The following is a 7303-nucleotide window of genomic DNA, read 5'->3' as shown; positions in this document are numbered from 1 at the left end:
CAGGATCGGTGATGGTCACGTCGATCGGACCATCGACGTCCTCACCCGGTGTAACGACGACGTTGCCGTTCTCATCGATCTCAACCGGGACGTCATTGCCGTCCTCATCCTTCGCAGAAACCTTGGTGTCGTCATCCTTATTGGTGACCTTGATACCGGTGTCCTGCGGATCGTTGGTCGGATCAACCGGATTGACGTTGGAGCTATCAACCGTGGTCTTCTCGGAACCGTTATCGTCGCGATCCTTCTCGTGGCCGTTAACCGGAACCTCAACCTCGACCTTGCCGCCGTCCGGCAGATCCTCGTCTTCAACCGTCACAGTAATCGGACCATCAACGTCCTTACCCGGGATGACCTCAATTTCGCCGGTCTCCGGATTGATTACGACAGGAACATCCTTGCCATCTTCATCCTTAGCCGAGACCTTGGTGTCCTTATCCGGGTTGTTAACGATGATGCCGGTGCCCTGCTCCTTGTCAGTCGGATCAACCGGGGTCACATTCGAATCATCAACCGTGGTCTTCTGCCCAACAGGCAGCGGAACACGGTCGGTCACCTTGTACTCCTTATTGTTGTGGTCAACCAAGGTGTACGTCACAGTGACGTTTGGATTGTCCTCGTCAGCCTCAACTTCCTCGGTCGGAGTACCAGTAATCTTGCCGGTCTCCTCATCGAAGTCCAGACCAGCCGGCAGGGTCTCTTTATCAACCGAAAGCGAACCTTCCTTCACCTTGAGCTTGTGCGGGTGGCCCTCAAAACCAGTCGGGACGACTTCCTGCTCATACTCGGTATTGATCGTTGCAGCCTTCAGCGGAGAGTCAGTGACCGTCAGCAGCGCAGGTACACGAACGTGCTGGGTTTCCTCGACCTCAACCGTCTCGGTCTTGATGACGCGCTCATCCTCCGGTGCCGACGGATCCATGAACTCCGGATTACCGTCTGCGTCGAGAACCGGACGCTCTTCCTCCACCATGACCTTAACGTCGCGGGTCACAATCACCTCAGAGGTGCCCGGCTTCGCCGGCGTACCGGAGATACCAGTCTCAGGGTCGAACGTCAGGCCCTCAGGAAGGCCATCCACCTCGTAAGTCGGCTCAGCGCCTTCAACCTTGTTTTCCGGCTCCTTTGGCAGCACGGACAGCACATCAAACTCGTTGTACTCGTCCTTCACCGAGCCGAACGGAAGCACAACCGGAACGACAACAGTGAACGAGTCAGCGGCCAACACCGTGTTGTCGCCAGTGACGAACTCAGCGGTGAAGACATCGCCTGTCTCAGCATCTTCCGGAACGGTGATGGTGCAGGCATTGGCATCAGCAACGCTACCGATGTCGTCGCAGGTCTTGACGATCTTGCCGTTCTTCTTCCAAACAACCTTGTTTGGCGTCACCGGGAACGGACCGGTCACATCCAGCTTCGCGGTATCACCGATATCAGCCGGCTTGTCCGTCATGTTGTAGTTCGTAATATCCAACGAAACACTGTGACGTGGCACCAACGCGAAGTTCACGTTGTACCACATCGGATTCTGCACCAGGTTTGCCGCAGCGACCGGAGCCGGGTTACGCGTGCCGTTGTTCTTAGGCGAATTAAACAGCGGAACACGCCATGCCGAGTAAGCGCTCGGAATCTTGCCATCAGCAGTCTCTACATGCGCATACAGGTACTTCTTCGTCTCGTTCGTGAGAGTTCCTTCAGGGAACTTCACAGAGTAATACCCATCTTCACCAACCTTCGAGCGCACCGTAGCCGCAATGTATTCCGGGTGCTCAGTGAGGAGCTTCTTCGCAGCGGCCAGCTTCTGCGCCTCAGGGAGCGTATCCACTGCAGCAGCGTACTCACCAGCTCCCTTCTGCGTCAGGACACTCATGACCACGTACATATCCTTAGCCGGGACATCTCGCGTGTCATTCGGACCGTTCAGACGCGCATCAGTGGTCTCGTGCCAGACCTTGCCACCGACATGGCCCTTCATTTTGGACGAGACCGACTGCTTCTTCACCGTAGGTTCCGTATCCGCGACCCAATCAGCCTTCGGCTTGTGCATGTACGGCACATCGCGGTCAGCCTGCATCAATAAAGCAGTGCGCTGCATGTTCGTGCCGATGGTGTTCCATGCCCCCTGCTGATCAGCACCCATCGAGTTACGGAATGCGCCCGGGAAGAAGCCACCGACCTGACGGAACGGGTAGACGGTAAAGCCGTTGCGCTCATCAACAAACGGGTCAATCCACAGGCGGTAGTACTGGTTCGTGGAAGCCTTGTACGTGTGCTTCTTGCCGTGGTGATCAACCCAAGGCTCACGGAGGTCGAACACGTAAGAGCCCGGTCCAGCCTGCGAGATGTTGCTCTTGCTCAGCTGGTCTGAGGTGCGGGCGACGTACACCGGCGAAACGGCACCGTCCTTATCGATCCACTGCATGTAGACCTTCGTGCCCTCCGGAACAGCCTGCTGGCCACCATCGGTCGGGCTGAAGCCGTAACCATCGTCGATAAATGCGCGACCAGACAGGGTCGACTTGGCATTCGTCATGCCGGTAGCGCTCTTGACGTAGCCATTCGCAATACCGTCAGCAACGATCGCACCGTTATCTTCAGCGGCCTGTGCTTCAGCGACAGCCGCAGTTTCCTCTTGTGCGAATGCAACCGGCTGAGCAAACGGTGCAACAAGCGCAAACGACAGTGCAGCCGCGGCTACAGAAGTGCCACGACGGCGACCAATGTGACTTTTTTTCATTAAATTCCCTCCAAAAAGTCTGAATGTCAGAGTTCTGCGACCCCAACTAGCAAACAAAACACACCTACAGCAGGGTCTAGGTACACCACCGTAAAGAACCTGACAGTAGACAGCAACGAAGCTTTGAGTTCTAAAACAGCTGTCTACTTCCTTAAAGTCCTAAGCGACAACAGACCACAAACCCGCTGGCCAGTGCTGTTATACCACCGTAAATCAGTTGCTGTGAGCGCCTTAAGTGCACCCGAGAAGCGGGCAAAATGGCGCAATGTACAGTCGTCCAGCATTTTTGCTAAAAATATCTACCTTTTACCACATTTATCGAAACATCGTGTTGCTAACGCTAAGAAAAACGTAAGTATTTTTATCCCACCCCATTACGGGGGTATATAGTGACGTATTTCTGGTCACTCGTCAAACACGAAAAGCGCCCGTGGCGGGGTTTCCCACCACGGGCGCAGGTCGCTACAAGGGTCTGCCAAGCGCTAGAACGGCAGCTTGAACTGCTCCCCGTTCTTGTACCACCAACCAAACAAAGCGGTTAGGGCGCCGAGGATCACCAACACAACTGCGGCGATGACGCCACCGCTTGCAGACGACCCATCGGACTCGTTGTCCACCGGCGCCTTGGTTTCCACCGGGCCGCGGGTCTCAGTCACCGGTGCTGGCGCTGGTTTCGGGCGCGGGGTCACCGTGACGGTCGGCTTCGGCGCAGGCTTCGGCGTCGGCGTCGGAGGAGGCGTAGAGGTGGCAGGTGCCTGCGCGATCGGCCGCAGCACCTGCTCCACTTTCTTCTTTTCCTCCGGCTTCACATCGGCGGTGGGAAGTTCGCTGAGTACCTTCTCGGCTTCCGGCTTGGTGTAGTCCAGCACCGGGATCTGGAAGGTCTCATTGAAGACGGCCTTATTGGCCTGGTTGCGCACCGTCACCTCAATTGGTGTCTTGGCGCCGCTGACGCCGGAGAGGTCCTCGAGCGGGATCGCAAGGTTAGCGGCGTGGTTTTCCTCGTTCAGGATGCCAGCAAGATCGATTGATTTCTCGGCGGTCTGGCCGTTGCCCCAGCGTGCCTCCACCTTGAAGGTGTGCGCGTCAAAGCCCTGGTTTTCCACGCGGACGTTCAACGCGTTGTTGGGGTGGGTAAGGGCGATGCCGTTGCCGGCGTCGCGATTAAGCGAAAGCCCTGCTTCATGGTTGTGCTCAGCCGCAGCGAGTACTGCGAGTTCGTAGGCGCTGATGTCCTCGTGCACGAGTTCGGGCTTCTTATTCGGCAGTCCGATGATGCCGGCAGCCTTGCCGATGTGGCTAGACCGCAACGTCAGATTGTCCCAATCCGCAGGAATGACGGACTTGCCCACGAAGCAGTTGGTACCGGAAAGATGAGCCGGGCAGGGCGTATAAAGGTGCTTGCCGGAATCCATCGCAAACTTGCCGGCCACGGTCGGATCCGGGCCTTCGGTGAGGTTGAAGTGCGAGAACTGGTACAGGTAGTTCATCGCAGACTTGTACTCAGGGATGTAATTACGCTCCTGCTGTCCCGCCGGGTAATGCTTCAGCAGCGCCTCGTACGCCTTCGCCTCTGGGGTTTCCGCACCGTCGTGGCCCAAGCCCAGCACGTGGCCGAACTCGTGGAGGATGGTGCCGTTGAACTCAGCGTCCGTGTTCAAGCCAGCACCCTTGGCGACGAAGAAACTCTCGCCCCGCAACCCCACCCCCGTGGTGTTGATGTAATCCGGGTGGGTGCTAATACGATCGCCGATCACGCCGACCTGCCACACCGCGCCACGGTCATCCCCCAGCAATTCGTCGCGCCAATCCACCAACTGCTGGCGACGCTTCGCGCTGTCGGTGGAAAACGCGTACTCCTTATACGGCAACAGATCACGATTCTGGCCGCCACGGCGCTCGCTCGGTGGGATCCCCGGGGCATAGAGAGGGCCGGCGTCGAGGTGGAGGTTCACCCCGTGGGCGTCGAAAAGCTGCTCCAACTGCTGCAGCATCGCGCGCTTCGGGCGGTACATCTCTTTGTTCAGTTGCGAGCAGGTGAGGTACGACAGGACCTCGCCGGTGGAGACATCAAAGCGGTCGCGGTCCGCGCAACCACGCGACTCCCACTCCGACGGCATCCAGTTCAACTGCAAAAACACGTCCGGACGCTGCGGGTCCGCGCCCAAGCGCGGCAAGTCGATCTCTGTGCCGTTGGGCAGCGTAAACGCCTGCTCTTCCCAGATGTCCGGCAGGCCGTCGCCATCGGTGTCGGCGGCGTCTTGCTGCGTGGTGACACCGATACGCACACTGGTTTCGAACCTGCCCGAATCATCGAGAGGCTCCAGCCAAAGACCACTTTGCAGCCCGGCGGACTCACCGACCTTTCCGCTACCCCGAGTCTTCACAGCAGCATTGAGCTCATCCCAATCTTGTGCTGCAGCGCTAGAGTAGGTGCCTTCGCTGAACCCCACGTTGACCTCAAAGCCCGGGGTCTTCGGTGTGAGATGGAACTGGTTCGCCCCCTCATCAAAGGAGGCAGTGTAAGCACCTTCGAGCTCCTGCAGCCACACCGTGGAGCTAATCTGCACGTCCTGCCCCGGTGTGCCCTCGACGACGGTTTTCACGTCGGTCACGGGGCCGTCGATAGTAAAGGTACGGGTGACCGTCACGCCGTCCTGTTTGGTTACTAGCGTGACCACGTTGCCGTTGTCGGATTTGGTCACGGTGGTGTTCGCTGCGAGGTCGATGTCTTGGTAAACATCCTCGTTTTGGTCACGAACCTTGACATCCGCGACCAAGCTAGCCATCATCCTGCCCGGGGAGGAAAACGGGTTGGCGAACATCAGGTTGGTCTGGCGGCCCGGTTCGATCACAGTGCCGTCGAACGCACCGTTGGTGGCATCTTGGTCCACGCGGTAGCCGGCACCGTACGGCACGGTTTTCGCATCCGCTGGGACGGCCACGAGCGGAGCCACCATAGCGCCGCTGAGCAGGACTGCGAGTGCAGCTTTCTTCAAAGACACGGTTGTTCCCCTTAGATCCTGATGCCAAAGTTGCGCAGCACGTCACGCACCGCGTCCTGGTTGATGTAGGCCGCCCAGCCCGCGCCACCGATCACGGCAAGCAGGCCGAGGATGATGGCGAGCACGTTGCGGGTATCCGCGCTGGATCCCGGGCAGCTCGAGGTGCTGAACGTACTCGACGTGCTCGACCCGCTAGATGCGGTGGTGCAGGTTGGGTCCACGCTTGCCGCCGTGACATCCACGCGTGCCTGGATGCGCTCTACGGAACCGTCGGCGTAGCGGACATCCACCGGCAGCGTCCGCGTACCTGGCTTCGCGCCGGCGTCCGCGTCCACGGTGATCGTGCCCGTTGCCGGATCGATCACCGACCGCAGCCCCGGAGCGTTTCCGGCCAGCGAGTAGGTGGCATCAGCCTTGGCCTTCAGTTGCACCTTGCGTTGCTCACCTGGGGCGATCGTTGCCGAGTCATAGGCAGGCTGGTGCTTCGCGGTCTTCGGTTCCACCGCAACGACGGTGACGTTGACGGTGGTTTGGGATCCATCCGGGAAGGTGACCACAACCGGCACCACTGCACGGTCGTTCGGTTTGACCTTGTCGGTGGTGACCACGGTGAACTCACCCGTGTCCTTGTTTACCTCTACGGTCCAGTTCTCGTCCGAGAACTCCCCTACTGCAAATGTGGTGTCTTCCGGCAGTTCCGGCACCACATCCGCGTCCAGCGCCACGCCGACGGGAACTTGCACCAGCGCGTCCTTGACCGGGATGGTGTCCGACATTGCGTTGGCTTCCTGCGGATCCACCAGGGCAGTGATGTTTTCTTGCGACCCATCTGGGTACGACACCACAACCACAACCTCTGCCCGGTGTTCTCGGGATTGCGGTGCGGTTGCCTTGATCAGGCCTGTGGTTTCATCGACTTGGATGCCCCAGCCGTTGAGGTTGGACGCGTTGCGATTAATGGTGAACGTGGTGCCTTCCGGCAGATCACGGTCGCCCACCTGACGCACCTTGGCTTGCTGGCCCGGTGCCGCGGAGCGGCCTACCTCGTACAACGGGTCGTACATGTCGGCGTAGTTGCCGGCGATGACCTCGAAGATTGCGACAACTTCGTCGGTGGAGCCGTCTTCATACTTAACGACGACCGGCACACCGAACGTATCCCCAACCTGCGCCCCTTCCGGCGCCGTTGCCTCTACGCGGCCGTTGTCCTTGAGCGTGCCGGGGCTTTTCACCTCAAACGTCACGTCACCCGCGGCCTTGAGCGGCTGGCGCAGGAAGGCACGCCCGTTGGTGAAGCGAGTCAGGTTCGGGGTGACAGACGTCGCCGACTCCCCCACCTGCACATATGTGCGCGGGTACACCGCATCGAACTCATCCGTGAGCGGCTTCTGTACCGGCGCCGGCTGTACTGTGGCGGCGGTTGCGTTGCCGGAACCATCGTCGACTGTCATCTTGTCGTTTTCCTTCAGCGTCACATCCGCCGGGACGTTGATAGACCAGTTGCCGTTCTCGTCAGTCGTGGTCTCAATGACCTTGCCGTTCGGCAGGGTGACCTTGATGT

The 7303-nt window shown here is 59.1% G+C and carries 3 protein-coding genes; all 3 read right to left on the bottom strand.

Going from position 1 to position 7303, the window contains the following annotated elements:
- On the bottom strand, positions 1–2737 hold a 2737-nt coding region (locus HMPREF2734_RS02695), incomplete at its 3' end, for a putative Ig domain-containing protein (protein ID WP_210384723.1).
- A gap of 482 nt (positions 2738–3219) precedes the next feature.
- The gene (locus HMPREF2734_RS12160; protein WP_210384722.1) at positions 3220–5742 is read right to left on the bottom strand and encodes a hypothetical protein; all 2523 of its coding nucleotides are present in this window, start codon (positions 5740–5742) and stop codon (positions 3220–3222) included.
- An 11-nt stretch (positions 5743–5753) separates the two neighbouring features.
- Positions 5754–7303 (bottom strand): Rib/alpha-like domain-containing protein (locus HMPREF2734_RS02685; RefSeq protein WP_168163593.1); only part of this gene is annotated, 1550 nt, incomplete at its 5' end.

The sequence above is a fragment of the Corynebacterium sp. HMSC055D05 genome (assembly GCF_001810365.1).
Lineage (GTDB): Bacteria > Actinomycetota > Actinomycetes > Mycobacteriales > Mycobacteriaceae > Corynebacterium > Corynebacterium coyleae.
This window is presented reverse-complemented; position numbering and strand designations above follow the sequence as displayed.